Annotated in this window: 18 protein-coding genes; 17 read left to right on the top strand and 1 reads right to left on the bottom strand. The window is 51.2% G+C overall.

What is annotated here, in order from left to right; genetic code table 11:
• The first annotated feature begins 37 nt into the window (after positions 1-37).
• From C2U41_RS27405 to C2U41_RS27370, 8 genes are all read left to right on the top strand, one after another.
• Positions 38-1,834: a VWA domain-containing protein gene (locus tag C2U41_RS27405; protein ID WP_000039318.1), complete on the top strand. Its 1,797-nt coding sequence runs from the start codon at positions 38-40 to the stop codon at positions 1,832-1,834.
• A 61-nt stretch (positions 1,835-1,895) separates the two neighbouring features.
• A complete protein-coding gene (locus C2U41_RS27400; protein WP_001071288.1) occupies positions 1,896-2,231 on the top strand; it encodes a hypothetical protein in 336 nt (111 codons plus the stop codon).
• A 264-nt stretch (positions 2,232-2,495) separates the two neighbouring features.
• Positions 2,496-3,035, top strand: coding sequence for a hypothetical protein (locus C2U41_RS27395; RefSeq protein ID WP_000018872.1), 540 nt, complete (start codon positions 2,496-2,498; stop codon positions 3,033-3,035).
• A 90-nt stretch (positions 3,036-3,125) separates the two neighbouring features.
• On the top strand, positions 3,126-3,626 hold the full coding sequence (locus tag C2U41_RS27390; RefSeq protein WP_000793769.1) for a hypothetical protein: 501 nt from the start codon (positions 3,126-3,128) through the stop codon (positions 3,624-3,626).
• A 73-nt stretch (positions 3,627-3,699) separates the two neighbouring features.
• Positions 3,700-4,584, top strand: coding sequence for a hypothetical protein (locus tag C2U41_RS27385; RefSeq protein WP_000477209.1), 885 nt, complete (start codon positions 3,700-3,702; stop codon positions 4,582-4,584).
• Positions 4,585-4,649: 65 nt separating this feature from the next.
• Complete coding sequence (yfaE, locus tag C2U41_RS27380) at positions 4,650-4,874, top strand: class I ribonucleotide reductase maintenance protein YfaE (protein ID WP_001102700.1); 225 nt, start codon at positions 4,650-4,652, stop codon at positions 4,872-4,874.
• Positions 4,875-4,935: 61 nt separating this feature from the next.
• Positions 4,936-5,325, top strand: a complete 390-nt coding sequence (locus C2U41_RS27375) for a hypothetical protein (protein ID WP_000026577.1) — start codon at positions 4,936-4,938, stop codon at positions 5,323-5,325.
• Positions 5,315-5,767, top strand: a complete 453-nt coding sequence (locus C2U41_RS27370; protein ID WP_001176699.1) for a hypothetical protein — start codon at positions 5,315-5,317, stop codon at positions 5,765-5,767. The genes C2U41_RS27375 and C2U41_RS27370 overlap by 11 nt, the downstream gene beginning before the upstream one ends.
• A gap of 77 nt (positions 5,768-5,844) precedes the next feature.
• Here the strand turns inward: C2U41_RS27370 and C2U41_RS29405 are convergent, their stop codons facing one another.
• The gene (locus C2U41_RS29405) at positions 5,845-6,087 is read right to left on the bottom strand and encodes a hypothetical protein (RefSeq protein ID WP_002210529.1); all 243 of its coding nucleotides are present in this window, start codon (positions 6,085-6,087) and stop codon (positions 5,845-5,847) included.
• Between the two features lie 17 nt (positions 6,088-6,104).
• Here C2U41_RS29405 and C2U41_RS27360 point away from each other — a divergent pair, with 17 nt between their 5' ends.
• From C2U41_RS27360 to C2U41_RS27320, 9 genes are all read left to right on the top strand, one after another.
• Positions 6,105-6,296 (top strand): hypothetical protein, encoded by a 192-nt coding sequence (locus C2U41_RS27360; RefSeq protein WP_000651508.1) that lies wholly within the window; start codon positions 6,105-6,107, stop codon positions 6,294-6,296.
• 68 nt (positions 6,297-6,364) lie between these two features.
• The gene (locus C2U41_RS27355) at positions 6,365-6,718 is read left to right on the top strand and encodes a hypothetical protein (protein WP_000994741.1); all 354 of its coding nucleotides are present in this window, start codon (positions 6,365-6,367) and stop codon (positions 6,716-6,718) included.
• 191 nt (positions 6,719-6,909) lie between these two features.
• The gene (locus C2U41_RS27350; protein ID WP_000209093.1) at positions 6,910-7,254 is read left to right on the top strand and encodes a hypothetical protein; all 345 of its coding nucleotides are present in this window, start codon (positions 6,910-6,912) and stop codon (positions 7,252-7,254) included.
• Positions 7,255-7,331: 77 nt separating this feature from the next.
• On the top strand, positions 7,332-7,634 hold the full coding sequence (locus C2U41_RS27345; protein WP_000410925.1) for a hypothetical protein: 303 nt from the start codon (positions 7,332-7,334) through the stop codon (positions 7,632-7,634).
• A 77-nt stretch (positions 7,635-7,711) separates the two neighbouring features.
• The gene (locus tag C2U41_RS27340) at positions 7,712-9,337 is read left to right on the top strand and encodes a DNA cytosine methyltransferase (protein ID WP_000201432.1); all 1,626 of its coding nucleotides are present in this window, start codon (positions 7,712-7,714) and stop codon (positions 9,335-9,337) included.
• Positions 9,338-9,397: 60 nt separating this feature from the next.
• Entirely contained in the window at positions 9,398-9,829 is a 432-nt protein-coding gene (locus C2U41_RS27335) for a hypothetical protein (RefSeq protein ID WP_000687894.1), read from the top strand.
• A 73-nt stretch (positions 9,830-9,902) separates the two neighbouring features.
• A complete protein-coding gene (locus tag C2U41_RS27330; RefSeq protein WP_001093868.1) occupies positions 9,903-10,457 on the top strand; it encodes a hypothetical protein in 555 nt (184 codons plus the stop codon).
• 232 nt (positions 10,458-10,689) lie between these two features.
• The gene (locus C2U41_RS27325) at positions 10,690-11,076 is read left to right on the top strand and encodes a hypothetical protein (protein WP_000042274.1); all 387 of its coding nucleotides are present in this window, start codon (positions 10,690-10,692) and stop codon (positions 11,074-11,076) included.
• Positions 11,077-11,163: 87 nt separating this feature from the next.
• The gene (locus tag C2U41_RS27320; RefSeq protein ID WP_001187970.1) at positions 11,164-13,617 is read left to right on the top strand and encodes a phosphoadenosine phosphosulfate reductase; all 2,454 of its coding nucleotides are present in this window, start codon (positions 11,164-11,166) and stop codon (positions 13,615-13,617) included.
• The last annotated feature ends 196 nt before the right edge of the window (positions 13,618-13,813 follow it).

Raw genomic sequence — 13,813 nt, 5'->3', positions numbered from 1 at the left:
GGGGTGGACTATCTCCTTCCCTACCAGGAGAAAAGATATGTCCAAAAAACGCACCATTTACAGCGCTCTACCAATCGTGGCCGCAGCCTATGGTGAAAAACTCGGTGTCAAAGTCGCCATCGGTAACGATGACGCATACACCGATGGTAAGACCATCGTGGTTCCGAATATCCCCGACGACTATCCTCACATGGATGCTGTCTGGGGGTATTTGGCCCATGAAGCAGCCCATGTCCGGTTTACGGACTTTGGTGTTGAGCGCCGCAGAGGTCTTCATGCTGAGTTGTCCAACGTTTTGGAGGACTGCCGCATAGAACGGGCCATGATGGAACTCTTCCCCGGTACGTCGCAGACCCTGAATGAGGTTGCTCGCTATATGGCTCAAGCTGGTCATTACGAGCACGTCACAGACAAAGAGGCCCCTGCCTCCATTCTGACAGGGTTTTGTTTGTACTGGTTGCAAACCAAGGCTGTAGGGCAATCCGTCCTTCAACCCTATCTCGATTCGGCTACCCCCGTATTCGAGCGCGTGTTCCCTCAGGGTGTTGTTGTTCGGCTGAACGCTTTACTGCGTAAGGCTGTGAACACTAAGTCAACCGCAGAGGTGACATCCTTGGCCGACCAAATCATCAAGATGATCGAGGAGGAAAAGGAGAAAGAAGAGCAAAAGCCCCTGAATGGTCAGGATGGTAACAACCAGCAGAATGCTGGTGGCAACCAACCTCAGAACAGTCAGGGCGGAAGTGGTAACGATCAAAACCAAGGGCCTGATGCCAATGGTGGTGATCAGCAAGGTAAAGACCAGAAGCAAGACGATGCTAACGGGAAATCTGATCCGAAAGGACAGGGCGACCAAGGCAAGTCGGATACTGATGGTGGCAGCAAGGCAGGACAAAGCCAGGCTGGTGGCAATTCTGACGCGGCGAAACAAGACGCGGCCAAAATGCTCCAGCAGGTTCTGAATGCCGGTGCCGGTGATTTGCGTGGTGACGCGCATGATGCACTTAAAGCCGAGCTCAACCGGGTGGCTCAAGATAAGGGGGACAGTAGCTATATGACTGTTCGCTCTGCTGTGAACACCCAGGACAACCCTGCTGTTGGCAAAAGCCTGGTAGGGGATGTGAAGAGCACCACTTCAAAGATAAGAACGCAGCTCTACGGATTGGTCCAGGCCAGCCAGCGAGTTGCTCACCGTAACCAACGATCAGGGAAGCGTGTGGATGCTCGGAAACTACATCGTGTAGTGACGGGTGATACCCGCGTATTCCTCAAGCCGGAAGCCAAGAAACGCCCTAATACGGCGGTTCACATCCTGGTTGATATGAGCTCCTCGATGGCCTACAAGGCCGCCAATGGAAAGGAGCGTCAAGACATTGCGCGGGAAGCGTCCTTGGCTATTTCGATGGCTCTGGAAGCAATACCCGGCGTAAACCCGGCAGTCACCTTTTTTGGTGGCAACCGGAACCAGCCAGTGTTCAGTGTCGTGAAGCATGGAGATACGGTTCAGAATCGGGCCGGTCGGTTTGGGTTCAAAGCAACTGGCGGTACGCCTATGGCGGAAGCTATGTGGTATGCAGCTTTTGAACTCACCAAGACCCGTGAAGAGCGAAAAATGTTGATCGTAGTGACTGACGGGCAGCCTCAAAGCGCCCCGGCATGTCGCTCAGTGATTGACCTCTGTGAACGAAGCGATGTTGAGGTGATCGGCATAGGGGTAGAGACTACCGCAGTGTCAGGACTGTTCCAAAAGAACATTGTCATTGATGATGCGGCAGCTCTGCAACGCACACTGTTTAAGTTGATGGAGCGGTCATTGACTGCTTTTGCAGCTTAACAGGAAGTGAAACGACAAACGGCTATCCCTTCGGGGGTGGCCGTTTTTATTTGGAGAGTCTATGAACCAATTCCATTCATCTTTGGATTTGTATCATCGGAACAAAGGTAGAAGGGCTACAGTGCCGGAGACGCCTTTTTTACTGCTTGCTAAGCGCATTCCTCCGATGTACTGGAGACTGTTCCAGGGTGTTACTTTGGATAGTCGTATGGGATACACAGGCAGGCGGCAGTTCCACAGTCTTGGGCAAGCAATCGACTGGGCAAAGTCATCAGTTGGCGATTCCTGGTCAAATAAGCGCTTTCACAAGCCGGTAGGCCTCGATGTATTGCTGGCCTGTACTGCGAGTAAGGTGCCTGAACATCTGGTCGAAGAACTGAAAAGACGGGGCAGTTGATGCGTCTTTGAGCTTTGCACCCGAAAAGGGCAGTTTGAGCGTTCCTGTTCACACAGCTCTCGTGGAACAATCAAAGTGAGGAGGGAATACCCTCCCACTTTCTCAGAGGCCTTCATTGAGGGTTGCTGAGAAAGTGAATTTTGTCCTCTCTGAGGGCGAAACGTGCGATAGCTGGTCGCCAAAAACAAACAGCATTCAACCTCAGCCTAAGGGCGCACTGCGCCTGACAGGCTCTGTGTGCCCAAGTTACTTTAAGGAGCACACATGTCTCATCTGAACAATCTCAAATCCGTAATGATCTCTCTCGCCGCCGAACATAAGCTGCCTGAAATCTACCAGGATGACATCACTACCGATGTGGAGTCTCTGGATCGATTCGATGGTTTACGTCTGGTCTGGCTGTTGCGGTCTTGCGGCAGCGTATTGGTGCCAGCGGAAGTTGGCGTTAATCCGATCTATATCACCCATTGGTTGTGGTCTAACCACGGTCAACAGGTGGTTCCATTCTCTGTGGATACCCGCACGGGGTTGATTGAAAAAATCGACTTCGAGCAAGCTGAAAAGCTGATCATGCAGATGCCTTGCAACCTCTCTTCATTGCAGAACAAGGAATACTTGGTTGACCAGGTAAACCGAGTGTTGCAACGAGGTTGTGAAATGCGTATCTGGGGTATCTTCGAGTCTCCAAGCTCGGTGGAATCCGTTGGTGGTTGGAAAGAGTGGCAGAGCTATTTCAGCTCTACTGGGAATCGACTGATGGCCGATTTCGTTGGTAAAGCCATTCGATTCACCAACCCTCGATAAATCGCCGTTCAACCATTAACCCTAATTAACCCTATGGGGCTCCGATAGCCCTGAGGGGACGGGGCTCCGCAATCGCAATAAGGAGTCCCTATGAAAAACCTATCAGCTTTGGAAGCAGTTCTTGACTACGACAAACCTTCTCGACGTTTTCTTGATGAGCTCAACGAAAACCAGATGAAGGATTTGTCCGGGGAAATCTTCGCCAAGCTCTACTGGAGCAAGCGTAATCCCCAGTGGTACGAGAAAGACACCAATCGGCTGTTTGCACGACTTCGTTGGGTTCAGCGCATCATCAAGAAGCGCTTGAAAACCGGCAAGGTTAAACCTGAACTGACAGAAAATGGTTCAGTGATGGAGCGCTTCAACTTCCCTTATGGTGACACTCTCGATTTCTTCCATCGGTACTTGCGACATCCCAAATGGGAGGTTGTGTATCAAGAATCGGGGTGCAGTGCCTTTTGGAAAAATGAAGCAACGCTTGAGCTATGCACCTACTGCGAAGGTGATGTGGTCATGATGAAGGCTCCTGATGAAGCAACCTTCTTTCGTGATTGCAATCGCCTTAGCTGGTGGTATGCAGATAACGCTTGATCTTAATCCCTAACCAGGGGCGAACCGGCCCCTGATGGGAGCATGGTGCGCCCCATCTATGATGGAGGACGCCATGTTCAAATCATCAGTATGCTCCTACGAAAACAGGGGGCCTTACGGAAACAACAAGTACCGAGGCAACTGCTCGGGCTTTATCGTTAAAGACTTCATTGAGTCTTACATGAGAAAGCCGAACGGGCTGGTGGCAGACCCAAGTGTTGGGGGTGGCTCTAGCATCGACGTTGCCAATGAACTTGGTGTCCGTTTCAAAGGGACAGACTTGCATCAGGGGTTCAACCTGTTGCGGGATGACTTCCTTTCGTTCCTCGGAGAGCCTGCACACCTGATCTGGTGGCACCCTCCTTACTGGGACATGATCCAGTATTCAGGTAAGCAGTGGGGCGAGCCCAACAAATGGGATATGAGCCGCATGAATTTGCCTGAGTTCGTTGAAGCCCTTGAGCTGGCCGTTATGAATATTCATGACGCCTGTGAGCGAGGAGGGCATTACGGAATCCTCATGGGAAACCTGAGGCGCGATGGGGATTATTTCAACCTGTCCAGCCTTGTGGAACGTATCGCACCTGGGAAGCTGGTGGATGAGATCATCAAAACACAGCACAACTGTGTGAGTGACCGAACTCAGTATTCCGGGAAGCTGGTGCGTATCGCCCATGAAAAGCTGTTGGTGTTTCGTCGTAACGACGTTGCCTCATCGCTCTGTCTTCTTGCTGCCGTACACCGTCGAGCAACCAATATGGTTTCGACTACGTGGAAAGCTGCAATACGCCGAACCCTACAGGGGAAAACGTTGAAGCTGGAGCAGATTTACAAAGAGATTGAACCCTACGCAAAGCATCGAGAGAACAACCACTGGCAAGCAAAGGTCAGGCAAGTTCTTCAAGATGCCAGGTTCTTTATTCGCATCGAGGTAGGTGTCTATGCACTTGCTGAGTAGCCCAACCGGGGCGTGACATCCCGGAGGGGATTGGTCGCGCTCATCAACAACAAAGGAGCGTGACCATGAACGTACAACTTCAAGCCAGCAACAATGTGCTGTTGGCGCAAATCGAAAGCAAAGGCCTCACTGTTGAAACGCATTGTCGCAGTGGCTTTTGTGGCATGTGCCGGGTTCGTCTACTCGAAGGTCAAGTGGCCTATGACGAGACGCCCATCGCATTTGTCAAAGAAGGGGAAGTGTTGGTTTGCTGCGCTAAAGCAAAAACCGATGTGACCTTGGAAATTTAACCCATCCGGAGGAGCCTTTCCTGCGGGTGGGGCTCCTCTATCCATTACGAGGAGAAACACTATGTCTATCAATACCAAAGTTGAACAAATCGCATACGGTCATGCTACCGCTCTAGTGCTCAGTGAACTGGGCCAACAAGAGAATTGGTGCAAGGCTTATGAGTATTTGTCTGAGTGTGTCGAACGGGGAGACGAGCCTGAGGATCTGGTCGTTTGGCAACCGTTTGAGCACTGGGAATGGAAAGACATTCTGGAGCAAATCGAGAGCGAAGCCGAGTCTCTGCTTTCGACTATTAAGTCCGTTTTAGGCTTGGCCCACAAAGGCATCATTCAGTCAGCAATTGACTGCTCTCTGGATTCGGACATGACCCAGCTTGACCTGATTGGAATGGTCGAGCTCGGAAGTGAAATCGAAGATGGGGAGTGTGCTGGAGGTGGCTATGCAGCTTAACCGATACACGGCCAGGGAGTCTGACAAAAGTCGGATACTTCGGACCATCGGCTGGTGCAAGCGCAATCACCTTACACTTGCCGGTCTTCCATACGAGGACAATCTTGCAGGAAGTGACGGGATCAGCATAGAGATCATCACTCCTCCTGGTATGTCGCGGGAAATGTTGGAGCAAGCCGTCAGAGAGGGGTATTCAGAGCGAGATGTCGTAAGGCATCGCATTCTGGAGTGCCCTGTCGGTTGGTTCATGGAAGCTGATGGCAAGGCATTTGATCATGAAGTGTTCCACGATTACGTGGTGGCTCATGGTTATGGCGAACCTTCCAGCGAAGCCTATGAGCTGGCGGAGCGGTGGTTCTGGCAGGGCAACGATTATGCGTTGATAGCTGCGGAAATAGTTGCTCGTGATCTTTGTGTTCGTGATGACGAAGATGAGGACTGATCCTATGGATGCTGTAGCGCATATAGCAGCAGATAACCTTGTACCGGCATGTGGAGGTGCAGAGAAGCCGTTTACCGTTAGTGGTAGACAGTGGCTTTACTGCTATCACCCAGCCAGTGGGAGGCACTGCTACTTAGACCTCGATAATGACCGTCCAGTCTGGCATCGAGGATTTCATCCTGCTTTTCATCCTGAGCTTGAGTTCGCTGATGAAGCTGAGTTGCTTCGACCAGTTGAGCGAAAGCCTGACCATGAAGAGCTGGAGGATTTTTACTTTTAACCCACGGGGCCGCTCTTCCTGATGGGAGACGGTCCTCCATTCTCAAAGGAGAAGACCATGAAAGATCACAGTCAAACGATTGTGTTCCCTGGGAACAATGTTGAATCACTTGCTGAGGCTAACGCCATGTTGAGCGCTGTGTCGGAAGATGCACGTAAAGCCAGCAATACGGAAGACAAACGTGACCTTGAATCGCTTCAAGGCTGGCTGGAAGAGAACATCAATTCTCAACTGGCAGGCGTGAAGTAACTATGACTGTAACCCCACTGGGGGCTTCATGCCCCTGTGGGGGCATGGTGCCCGTAAAAGGAGTCACCATGAATGCAGTGAAGATGATCCAGAAGGAAAACCAGCTTGAGCTGCCGCTTTTCTTCCTGGATGAAGAGCCGAAGACCGCAGAAGTCATTCCATTTGAGCCAAAGCCTGAATGGACTGATGATGAGGTAAGGCAGTTACGTGATGGGCTTTTATGGCATAGCCTTAGAGTCCTTGCTGATGGTCGAGCTGGAAGTGAAATCAAGCAGGAAACGATGGCTTGGGTGATGTCCGATGAGGTACATCCATTCTCATTTGTGGTCTGCTGCGATGAAGCAGGTTACGATCCATCTGGAGTAAGGGAAGGCGTGAAGTCTATCCTAAACCGCTTAGCGCGGGTTAAAGCGGGGGGTTAACCCCCTGCTTTCCCAGTGGCATCGACTTTCACATGTGAAAGTTTGTGCCCCTCGGAAAGCAAGATTTTGCTCTCTGTCGAGAGTGAATAGTGAGGTAGCTGGCCTCCCCAAACAAACAGCATTCTACATAACCCTTGGGGGATCACTGCCCCTCGGGCTGGTGGTTCCCTGACAAACATGGAGCCACAACTATGACTACTCTTGCCAGCTTTGCGAATCCGATTTCTGTTATTCAACGCTCACCAACCAGTGGGGTGTTTGGCACAAATCAGTTCGTAGGAGACAAAGAGGGATTTGTACAAAAGGTGCTCGGAAAGTGGTACTGCAATCCAGGGAATACCATTCCCGTTGAGAGCATGTCCCACCTTGAGCAGGCGGAGAAACTGTATGACTTCTATGTCAAGTATCTCCAAGTGAAAGAAAAGATCTCTGTGAACCTTGGCCGGGTGCTGCATAAGCTGTACAGCACTGGTTCTATCAAGGAAGCAGAGATCGTGCTTGAAGCAATAAAGGCTCAGGCTGGCGTAACAGCTTGAGCAATCTACTAACCCTAAACCGGGTGCATCCGCCCGGTTCGGGACGTGGTGCGCCCCCAAACTATTTGGAGTGCATCATGGAAAAACATAACCTCAAATCCGGATTCAGCATCTATTTCGCTGACGTCCATTTCGAGAAACAAGTCTACGCATTCGGCTCAGGACTTGGCTTCACCTCTGTGATTTACGCCTACTCGCTGGGCCGAGATCCGGAAGAAGCTGAGAAGCTGGCGCTTGAAAAGTACGACTCTGACGAAACGAAGGTGAAGAAGGTGCATGTCAATCTGGCTCGCAGCCAGGACATCAACCGCTACACCTTCCCTGAACAAATGGCTGGCTTTGCTAATGCCATTCAGTCTCACGGCATCGCTGTGAACTGAGAACCACTTTAAACCCATCGGGGCCATTACTTCCCGATTGGGACGGTAGTGGCCTCTCAACCGAAAGGAGAGAGCTCATGGCTACTATCGTAAACACCAAGTTAGGAGAACATCGAGGCAAGAAGCGCGTCTGGCTGGAAGGCCAAAAGCTACTGCGTGAAGGTTACTATCCTGGCATGAAGTATGATCTGGAGCTGAAAGATTCCCAGGTTGTGCTTCGCGTCAAAGAGGAGGGTAAGTTCACCATCAGTAAGCGCGAGCGCAATGGCCGGGTGTCTCCAATCATCGATCTGACCGTGCAGGAGCTTGCTACCGTTTTTGACGGTGTAGAGATGCTCCGCGTGTTCATCCGTAACGGCGCAATTGTGATCTCTGCTCACCATCAACAAGAGCGAGTGATCGAGCGCGTCAACCGGCTTATCAGTAAGCTGGAGAATGGAGAATCGCTTTCGGTATGCAGCCTCTTTCATGGGGGTGGTGTGCTTGATAAAGCGATTCACGCCGGTTTTCACAAGGCGGGAATTGCCAGTGCCATATCTGTGGCCGTGGAGATGGAAGGGAAATATCTCGATTCGTCTTTGGCAAATAACCCGGAGCTTTGGAACGAAGATTCTATTGTTATCGAATCGCCAATCCAGGCTGTGAATCTCAGCAAACGCCCACCACAGGTGGATGTTTTGATGGGGGGCATACCGTGTACCGGCGCGTCAAAGTCAGGTCGCAGTAAGAACAAGTTGGAGTTTGCCGAATCGCATGAGGCGGCAGGTGCCATGTTCTTCAACTTCCTGCAATTCGTAGAAGCGCTAAACCCAGCCGTTGTGCTGATTGAGAACGTGCCTGAGTACCAGAACACCGCTTCGATGGAAGTGATTCGTTCGGTGCTCTCTTCGTTGGGTTACTCCCTACAAGAGCGCATTCTCGACGGCAATGAGTTTGGGGTTATTGAGCGCCGCAAGCGTCTTTGTGTTGTTGCGCTTTCCCACGGGATCGACGGGTTTGAACTTGAGAAGGTTCAGCCTGTTCGCACCAAGGAAAGTCGCATACAGGACATCCTGGAGCCAGTTCCGCTCGATTCTGAACGTTGGAAGTCATTTGACTATCTGGCTGAGAAGGAGTTGAGAGACAAAGCTGCTGGCAAGGGGTTCTCTCGCCAGCTTCTGACTGGCGACGATGAGTTTTGCGGCACCATAGGTAAGGACTATGCAAAATGCAGAAGTACCGAACCTTTCATTGTTCATCCAGAACAGCCGGAGTTGTCTCGCATCTTTACACCGACAGAACATTGTCGAGTGAAAGGGATACCAGAGGAACTCATCCAAGGTCTGTCGGACACTATTGCCCACCAGATTCTCGGGCAATCGGTAGTCTTTCCCGCGTTCGAGGCTTTAGCCCTCGCATTAGGGAACAGCCTGTGGAGCTGGGTTGGAATGATGCCAATCATGGTCGAAGTCGTGGATGAATCACAGCCGGTGATCGGTGGTGAAGACTTCCATTGGGCAACGGCATTGGTTGACGCAAAGGGCACTCTCAAGCTGTCACCGGCAGCGAAAAAACAGGGGATGCCCTTCAACATTATGGATGGTCAATTGGCTGTCTATTCACCTAACGGAACTAAAAAGAGCTGCGGCCATGAGCCTTGCGAATATCTCCCGGTAATGATGTCCGGAGACGCAATCATGGTCACTTCATCTTTGGTTCATTAGTAACTCACCGGGGCAATGCCGAAAGGCCTTTGCTCCGGCCTATCCGAAAGGAGAGTAATCATGAAAATCGAAACTGTTGTGCCTTTACCTCCCGAGGATTCAGGCCTTCAACACTGCATTGCCAGGTTCCATAACCGCAACATGGATTCCAAGCGAAAAGACAAGACCCGTTTTTTCAGGAGGGAGCCGGTTATGATCGTAAACCCAGAGACCAAAGCAAAGGTTCTCCGGTATGCGATGGGCAACCCTGGGAATTTATCCATCACAAAGCTGGCGGTCGCGCTGGATTACGATGCGGTAGATGCTCTGGGTGTTCGTTTTAAAGACACTGTAAATCTTGAGGTTCGCAGAGCCAGGCGCTGGGAAGTCTGGCAGTGGTTCTGGAACCATCCGGATCAAAGTGTCCAACTGTCAATCAAATTGGGCGTGGTTGGCGCTGTGTTGGGAGTCATGGGCTTCCTGACTGGCGTAGCTCCGTACCTCTTGGGATAAACCAATAAAGCCGTTAACGGGCAATGTAAGTCCGGAGACGGCTTGCATTGCTCTCTCGAAAGTGGAGAGTCAAATGAACACATTAGAACAACTTGTAAATCAGAGAGTGCTTGAGGAAGGTCTGAAAAAGGCGAAGCCATTGGCCGCGCAAATGGGGCTTGAATCTGTACCTGATGAGATGCTTGAAATGATCTGCCCAAACTTGAACTACTCTGGGCAGTTTACGCCAGCTCTGTACGCGAGATTTCAAAGCGTAAAGCGATTACTGAAAGAGTTGTCGGAACAAACCTCACCTAAGCACGGGCATATTGTGAAGTTTACCAACCAATATGGGAGCTACGATGAGTCAGCTTTGCTGTTCAAAGAAGGCGACGTCAGAAACCAGAACTTGGTTGCTTGTGTGGGCGGGAAGACGCTAAATCTCGGAGAGCTAGAGCTTCGAGATTATGGGCTCAATATGCACATCGGTTGCGGTGGACCATTTGAGCCGATCTCAGAAGCGCAGATTCAGTCCTTGTCTGAGTTTGACTTCTATGAGACGACCTACAGATTCTGGGGCCAGAATCCATGTGGAAACGGGATGATAGACATCACCGTCCCTATGAAACGTTGGTTCTTGACTGTGTAGCTTCAACCTGAGTGCGCCGAGAAATCGGCGTACCGGCCCCTTAAAAAGGGTAATCAGCGCAGGGGGAAACCCCGCGCTTTCCCAAGCATCTCGGTTTCCCAGGGTGCTTCGGAAAGTGCCTTAGGCGCTCAAGTGCGGTAGCTGGCTGCCAAAAACAAACAGCAAATTATCAACCCTGACGGGAGCACCTCCTGTTAGGGGGGCTCCGTCATAAACTGAACGGAGATATAGCATGTCTAAAAACGTCAACGATGTTTTTTCAAACCGAACTTCTTTGGAATGTACTGTAAATGCAGCGCTGGATCGTCGTATCGGTCTGCGTGTCGGGTTCCCTCATTACAGAGAAGGAGCAAACGGTGTGGTTTGTGAGATCGAAGCAGAGTACCCATTGCTCAACACTCATTCGAGTGTTGCATGGCCCCTGCTCGATGAACTCAACAGTTACACCATCCAAAAAAACCAATCGCTCATTGATCACATTGATAATGCGGTCGCTGAACTGTTGAAACACAAGGCTCGTCTACAGCTTGATATTCAAAAGCTGCAAGACGGTGACATTGATCTGGTGAAACAGGCCAAGCAGCAATACGAAGACAACCAGATGTCGAGTAGCAGCTAGTTCAGGTCTGATAGCCAGGATTCAATTTTAACCCTACCGGGGTGCTTTCCCGGAAGGGATGGGCACCCTGCTAATCCAGGAGGCCCTATGCAACAAACATTAAACTTTGATCTATCAGAACAACCCATCCCAGTGCTTTTGCGTGGGGATAAGTGGGATTCTGTTTGGTCAGAACTGACTGATAACGAGGATTTGAACTTCGTTGATGCCAGTAGAGGAACCAGTCTGTCATCGTTGATCACGTCATCGGTTGAGTCCATTCACACGGCCTTAATTGATGGGTGGACCATGATGATCGGCTATTCCAGTGGTAAAGATTCTGAAACGGTCTTGCACCTGTTCCTGATGGCCCTGATCCGGGCTGTAAGGAGTGGGGCGACCATCAGCCAGCACCACTTCATCTTGCACACTGACACACTGATCGAAAGCCCAGAGGTAAGGTGGCTGGCGGATCAGAAACTGGCCGAGCTGGAGCGTTTCATTGCGAAGGAAAACCTTCCTCTGACCATCGTTCTAGCAAAGCCTGGGATCTCGCAGAGTTGGACGGGCCGAATCCTTACTGGGAGGGGGTTGCCTACGTTTTCCAACTCCACGGCCCGCCAGTGTAGCCAGGATTTAAAAATCACCTCTGCCAAAAGAGCGAAGGCAGCTTATATGCGAGAGCTTCCCAAAGAGGTTCGACAGAAAGTCTGCCTTTTGCTGGGCAGTCGTGATGCTGAAAGCACTATTCGTGCGGCCAACATTGCAAAACAGCGAGGAAGCTCAGATCGCGTCATTAAGACGAAAGATGGGGGTGAGCTGTATGTGGTGAAAAACTGGTTGGCGAGTGATGTCTGGGAGTTCTTACTATCCGCTGGCATGGGCTCAGCATATCCTCTGCCAAGTTACTTGGAGAGCAATGTCACTACGGCAGAGCTTTACAAGGCGGCAACAGGGGAGTGCGTGTGGTCGGCAACAGAGAAGAAGGCCAGTGACGCCTGTGGCGCTCGCTTCGGTTGCTGGGCTTGCCAGGCTGTTGGGTTGGATAAGTCAATGGAGACGTTGCTTGCCACGGACCCTGAAAGGCATGGCTATATGTCGGGGCTGAACCGCATCCAGCGCTACTTGGCAAAACGCCGGTACGCATGGGAAGACCGCCATCCCGTAGGTCGAACGATTTACGAGGGCGGATACATCAAAATACAGCCGGACGTTTACAGTCCTGTTTTCCTAGAACGATTGCTTCATGTCTGTTGCAGCATGGACTACATGGAGCAAAAGAGAGCTGATGAGCTGGCATACAAGCTGGCTACTGGTCAAGCAGAGGATAACGACTGGAACCGTCGAATGGCAGAGCCACAATTCCGGATCATATCGGAAGAGGCTTTAGTCCATATCGACTTCATGTGGGCCTTCCATCATTTCAATGATAAGCCTTTCCATGCCCTGGAGATTTACCACAGGGTTTGGTCGATGGGTGATCTGGACTTGCTGGAAGACGAGCCGCAGTGTGAAACCGTTCCTCAGTCACCAATTCCGAAGCCATTGTGGTTGAAGGTTGGTCGCTGGGGCGATGGTTCGCTTTCTGATGGCTTGGCCGATCCGTTAGCGGAAATGGCTTACTTTGACGGCGGGGATGACCCGTTGGCAGCGCAAGTGATCAATACCGCAGACGGAAAGAGAAGGGTGGTTTGCTTCGCAGAAGATGATGAAGTGAAAGTCGATCCCGACTCCGCTGCGTTCATCATCTGGAACGAATACCCGCGACTAAGGGAGTCTGTACTGAAGGGACATTATACGCCCGGTAGTGCAGCGCAGTTCTACCTTCGGTTCGGAGCAATCCAGCTTGCGAAAGGAAAAGGCGCTTTGTATCACCGTATGATGCAAAGAGGTCAAACCTACCACCAGATGGGCCTTACAGGGCTACAGACGATGGAAGGAATCCAACAGCGCAAGGATGTCAAAGTGCTTAGCGATGCTAAGTACAAAGATCTGGTGAAGCGAAAAATCAAGGGAAGACTGGCAACGGTACGCTGGTGGGTCAACTTGCACTTAACGTTCAAGTACCATCTGCACCACCGTACTCCGACGGGGTTGTTCATCGAGAAGCAACTTGACCAGGAAGCAATGGAAGAACAGAAACGGCATCAGGAGCGATGGTTTAACTACGTGACTGACGCGATGCTTTGTTACTCCAGCGCATTCTGTATGAGCGTCATGGAAGGGCGAGAGGGGAGCGGAAACGCCAACATTCGTCGTTACATGGCCGCGACCAGAAGGAAGGCTTATACGGCCCTCTGCGAGCTCTTGGACAATACTGACGCCCAGTGGGTGAATGATGTGGTCCAGAGTGCCGTAGGGCAGTATGAGGCGATACAGGCAGCCCTAACCGAAGGTTCCGCGCTTGCTATCTATCTCGACTGGATCAACCTACTGTCAAAACGCCATCCAGCCTCTTTGGAGCGACATGTCAGAACGATGATCAAGGCGGTTCAACGCTTACATCGCCGCGACGACACAGAGTTGCAAAGAGGACAGCAAGGCTTGTCCTTGGCCGCATAAAAAGCCCTCCTTCGGGAGGGCTTTTTCTTTTGCACCCCAAAAGGGCAATTACAGCGTTTTACCCTTTTAGGTGGCTGTCATACTCTTTGTTCATTGTCAGCGCTTGCTGGCTATAACGGTAGCTGGCCCAAAACAGCAATAACCTAACCCCTCGGGAGGAAACCCCTCCTGGGTTCTCTCCCACAAACAAAGGAGA

This window comes from Citrobacter freundii complex sp. CFNIH4 (assembly GCF_002934505.1).
Classification (GTDB): domain Bacteria; phylum Pseudomonadota; class Gammaproteobacteria; order Enterobacterales; family Enterobacteriaceae; genus Citrobacter; species Citrobacter freundii.
The sequence above is the reverse complement of the archived record's forward strand: the minus strand, read 5'-3'. Positions and strand labels throughout refer to the sequence as shown.

Coding starts and splice junctions, on each gene's coding strand:
- C2U41_RS27370 (WP_001176699.1), top strand. CDS start 5,315: ATGCAGCTTAACCGATACACGGCCAGGGAGTCTGACAAAAGTCGGATA.
- C2U41_RS27390 (WP_000793769.1), top strand. CDS start 3,126: ATGAAAAACCTATCAGCTTTGGAAGCAGTTCTTGACTACGACAAACCT.
- C2U41_RS27360 (WP_000651508.1), top strand. CDS start 6,105: ATGAAAGATCACAGTCAAACGATTGTGTTCCCTGGGAACAATGTTGAA.
- C2U41_RS27375 (WP_000026577.1), top strand. CDS start 4,936: ATGTCTATCAATACCAAAGTTGAACAAATCGCATACGGTCATGCTACC.
- C2U41_RS27350 (WP_000209093.1), top strand. CDS start 6,910: ATGACTACTCTTGCCAGCTTTGCGAATCCGATTTCTGTTATTCAACGC.
- C2U41_RS27345 (WP_000410925.1), top strand. CDS start 7,332: ATGGAAAAACATAACCTCAAATCCGGATTCAGCATCTATTTCGCTGAC.
- C2U41_RS27335 (WP_000687894.1), top strand. CDS start 9,398: ATGAAAATCGAAACTGTTGTGCCTTTACCTCCCGAGGATTCAGGCCTT.
- C2U41_RS27340 (WP_000201432.1), top strand. CDS start 7,712: ATGGCTACTATCGTAAACACCAAGTTAGGAGAACATCGAGGCAAGAAG.
- C2U41_RS27325 (WP_000042274.1), top strand. CDS start 10,690: ATGTCTAAAAACGTCAACGATGTTTTTTCAAACCGAACTTCTTTGGAA.
- C2U41_RS27330 (WP_001093868.1), top strand. CDS start 9,903: ATGAACACATTAGAACAACTTGTAAATCAGAGAGTGCTTGAGGAAGGT.
- yfaE (WP_001102700.1), top strand. CDS start 4,650: ATGAACGTACAACTTCAAGCCAGCAACAATGTGCTGTTGGCGCAAATC.
- C2U41_RS27320 (WP_001187970.1), top strand. CDS start 11,164: ATGCAACAAACATTAAACTTTGATCTATCAGAACAACCCATCCCAGTG.
- C2U41_RS27395 (WP_000018872.1), top strand. CDS start 2,496: ATGTCTCATCTGAACAATCTCAAATCCGTAATGATCTCTCTCGCCGCC.
- C2U41_RS27385 (WP_000477209.1), top strand. CDS start 3,700: ATGTTCAAATCATCAGTATGCTCCTACGAAAACAGGGGGCCTTACGGA.
- C2U41_RS27355 (WP_000994741.1), top strand. CDS start 6,365: ATGAATGCAGTGAAGATGATCCAGAAGGAAAACCAGCTTGAGCTGCCG.
- C2U41_RS27405 (WP_000039318.1), top strand. CDS start 38: ATGTCCAAAAAACGCACCATTTACAGCGCTCTACCAATCGTGGCCGCA.
- C2U41_RS29405 (WP_002210529.1), bottom strand. CDS start 6,087: ATGGAGGACCGTCTCCCATCAGGAAGAGCGGCCCCGTGGGTTAAAAGT.
- C2U41_RS27400 (WP_001071288.1), top strand. CDS start 1,896: ATGAACCAATTCCATTCATCTTTGGATTTGTATCATCGGAACAAAGGT.